This is a genomic window from Microcystis sp. M53598_WE2, from assembly GCF_030067735.1.
Classification (GTDB): domain Bacteria; phylum Cyanobacteriota; class Cyanobacteriia; order Cyanobacteriales; family Microcystaceae; genus Microcystis; species Microcystis aeruginosa.
The window spans coordinates 1-3,129 of sequence record NZ_JASJFE010000176.1 but is presented as its reverse complement, the minus strand read 5'-3'; the positions used below and the strand labels follow the sequence as shown (position 1 = coordinate 3,129).

4 protein-coding genes are annotated in these 3,129 nt (G+C 45.3%); 3 read left to right on the top strand and 1 reads right to left on the bottom strand.

Translation table 11 applies throughout. From position 1 onward, the window contains the following. The coding region (locus PX636_RS03880; protein ID WP_288116277.1) for an amidase at nucleotides 1-698 on the bottom strand (698 nt) is incomplete at its 3' end. Between the two features lie 135 nt (nucleotides 699-833). On the opposite strand from PX636_RS03880, the gene PX636_RS03875 reads away from it, so the two are divergent. The 3 genes from PX636_RS03875 to hetL all read left to right on the top strand — a co-directional run bounded on the left by PX636_RS03875 (nucleotide 834) and on the right by hetL (nucleotide 3,119). Further along, nucleotides 834-1,844, top strand: coding sequence for a DUF6398 domain-containing protein (locus tag PX636_RS03875; protein WP_288116276.1), 1,011 nt, complete (start codon nucleotides 834-836; stop codon nucleotides 1,842-1,844). A 196-nt stretch (nucleotides 1,845-2,040) separates the two neighbouring features. Then, nucleotides 2,041-2,403 (top strand): ArsR/SmtB family transcription factor, encoded by a 363-nt coding sequence (locus tag PX636_RS03870; RefSeq protein WP_002758508.1) that lies wholly within the window; start codon nucleotides 2,041-2,043, stop codon nucleotides 2,401-2,403. Nucleotides 2,404-2,456: 53 nt separating this feature from the next. Beyond that, nucleotides 2,457-3,119: a heterocyst differentiation pentapeptide repeat protein HetL gene (gene hetL / locus PX636_RS03865; RefSeq protein ID WP_004163375.1), complete on the top strand. Its 663-nt coding sequence runs from the start codon at nucleotides 2,457-2,459 to the stop codon at nucleotides 3,117-3,119. The last annotated feature ends 10 nt before the right edge of the window (nucleotides 3,120-3,129 follow it).

Here is a 3,129-nt window from a genome sequence, read left to right as displayed (position 1 = left end):
TCTTGGGGATCGTAACCTGCGATCGCTTGTAATAAAATCGCCGCATCTTCTACGGTACGACCAAAGGGACCGATCTGATCGAGAGAAGAAGCGTAAGCCACCAAACCAAAGCGAGAAACTAAGCCATAGGTCGGTTTTAGCCCAACAACGCCACAAAACGAAGCCGGTTGACGAATTGAGCCACCGGTATCCGATCCTAGGGCCACCACGCATTCTTGAGCGGCCACAGCCGCAGCTGAACCCCCCGAAGAGCCTCCCGGCACCCGGGATAAGTCCCAAGGGTTAGCGGTAACGTGATAACCAGAGTTTTCCGTGGAACTACCCATCGCAAACTCGTCTAAATTGGTTTTACCGACGATAACTGCCCCTAAATCTCGTAATTTTTGGGTAACGGTGGACTCGTAGGGGGGGACAAAATTCTCTAAAATCCGAGAAGCGCAGGTGGTGGGGATACCCTTGGTGCAGAGATTATCTTTTAATGCGATGGGAATACCTGCCAACGGATGCAGAGATTCACCCCTGGCGATTTTCTCGTCCACTTTTTGGGCTTGTGCGAGGGCTAAATCCGGGGTTAAATGGAGAAAGCTTTTTACTTGTGGTTCGAGCGCTTGAATACGAGCGAGAAATTCTGTAGCGATTTCGACGGCTGTTTTTTCTTTATTAACGAGTTGTTGATGCAGTTGACGAATCGAAGTCATGTTCAGTTACCGGTTACAACCACCGTCAGGAGCAAGCAACAACCCCGGACAGCAAAGACTATTTTAGCGTCAGTTTGGTCGTCGGTCAGCTAATCCCCTAAAATTAAAGGAAAGCCTCGGAGGAAAACTAGAGTTATGACTTTTAATATCCGACAATTAGATAATTTAGACTACGATGAAGCCGAACCCTTATTAGAAGATTATATTACTGGAGCGATCGAAGAATATATCAATTCGCCAGAGGGAGAGGCCTATTATCAAGAAAAAGAAGAAGGTGGTGGTTGGATTGCCACCTTGATCGAGTGTGGCTATCTCTATGAAGGTTATACCCTTGCTACCATGACTAAGGCAGATGTGCAAATCTTAATGGAGAAGATTTTACCACGCAAAATTACTATCCTCGATCCGACGGAAACGGAAGATGCTATCCCTGAATTAATTAGTTTTTGGCAATTTTTGGGACGAGAATATAAATTAACTCAGGCTAAAGCTATTATTAAATATTTAGAGCAATTAGGCGATCGCTTTGGTCAACTGATGAACGATCCCAACAGTGCCGGTTTTATGAAAAATCTCTTGTTACAAGCGCATCAGCAGGGTTTTGATATCACCAGTCAGGAGGGTTTAACAGCTTTTCAAGAAAAATATAATGCTGAACAACGTGCTAAACAGCAAGCGGCAGCAACATCGAAAAAAACGCTTCCAGCTGTTTCTAAATCGGAAAATGTTCCCAAGGCAATGCAGGTCAAATATCAAGAAATTACCGCTATTACCGATAAATTTGCCGCTCAATATCTTAATGAAGAATACGCCCAACTTATTCGCCAATTAACTGCAACTTTAGCTCGTAAGCGTCCCTCTCCCCTAGAAAAAGGTAAGGCTAATTCCTGGGCTGCTGGCATTACTCACGCCCTAGGAATGGTCAATTTTCTCTTCGATCCTACTCAAAATCCCCACATTTCGGCCACAGAACTTTATCAGGCTTTTGGGGTTGCTCAAAGTACAGGACAAGCTAAATCAAAACAAGTGAGAGATTTACTGAAGATGTCCTATCTTGACTCAGAATGGGCTTTACCAAGCAATTTGGAGAACCATCCTAGCACTACGGTCCGGCAGTTAATCAGTACCATGCTCGGTGATAATTAGGGTTTGCTGAAAAAGTCTGTTGGTGGAGCTAGGAGGCACTCTTGCAGCAGTAGATTCCTGAATGACCCAATCTCGATCGAGCTTGCAGACTAGACTCTAGTTACCTCTCCAGTTAAACTATAGTAGTCAATAGTTATAAAGTTTTAAACGATAACCTATTGTCAGCCTTTTTAACTGGTCACTTTATTACCTACCTATGTTGGACAGTTTCTCCCCCCAAACCTCTAGCGTCGTCCTCGCTTCGGTGGCGGACTATTTCAAAGTCCTGTCGGAAGTCAGTCGCCTACAGATTCTCAGTTGCTTGCAATTAGGCGCGATGAATGGTAAAGAAATCGCTGAAGCTACCGGACTAGGCCAGGCCAATCTCTCCAAACACCTGAAAGCTTTAACCCAAGCGGGAATTATCTCGCGGCAACCCCAAGGAGTCAGCGTTTACTATCAAATTACCGACCCCGTGATCTATGATCTCTGTAAGGTGGTTTGCGATCGCATTAGTCAGCAAATGCGTCAACGGGCCCGAGAATTCGAGAGTCTGCCAACTTTCCATCTCCCTAAATAAAAATTACCAAACCCTTGACATTTTGCCTCAATTATGATATAGAAAAAATTTCCATGCTCCTAGAAGAACTTTGTCAACGCTATCGGGAGGGAGAAAGAGATTTTCGGGGGATTAATTTGCGGGAAAGCGACTTAACTAATATTGCCCTCCCAGGAGTCAATTTTTGCCGTGCCGATCTGCGACAGGCGCGGTTAGGAAAAATACGCCTTGCGCGATCGCTGTTGAGAGAAGCGGATTTAAGTGAGGCGATTCTCTGGGGAGCAGATTTAAGTCAAGTGGACTTTTATCGAGCTTGTTTACGAGATGCGGACTTAAGCGGGGCTAATCTCATCGAAGCCAATTTAGAAGCCACTTATTTAACCAAAGCAGTCTTAAACGGTGTTAATCTCAACAGTGCTAATCTCCAGCAGGCCGTATTAATCGATACGGATTTTCGCTCCACTTCCGACCAACGCACGGACTTAGGCAAAACTAACTTTTGCGGAGCCGATCTCAACTATGCCAATCTGAGTGGCTCCCTGTTATATCGAGCTAATTTCGCTGATTGCCGACTTTGCCTGGTTAATTTTCGTGCTAGTCCCGAAAGAGACGGATTTATTACCGATCTCACCGGGGCCAGTTTCAGGGGTGCGGATCTCAGTTATGCCGATTTGCGCGGGGCAATTTTAGAAGATGTGGACTTGACTGATGCTGATTTAACCTGGACTTTGTTTTAATCTGGGAAGC

What these genes read in the sequence shown, in the direction of transcription:
- PX636_RS03870 (WP_002758508.1), top strand. Translation starts at nt 2,041, where the DNA reads ATGTTGGACAGTTTCTCCCCCCAAACCTCTAGCGTCGTCCTCGCTTCG.
- PX636_RS03875 (WP_288116276.1), top strand. Translation starts at nt 834, where the DNA reads ATGACTTTTAATATCCGACAATTAGATAATTTAGACTACGATGAAGCC.
- hetL (WP_004163375.1), top strand. Translation starts at nt 2,457, where the DNA reads ATGCTCCTAGAAGAACTTTGTCAACGCTATCGGGAGGGAGAAAGAGAT.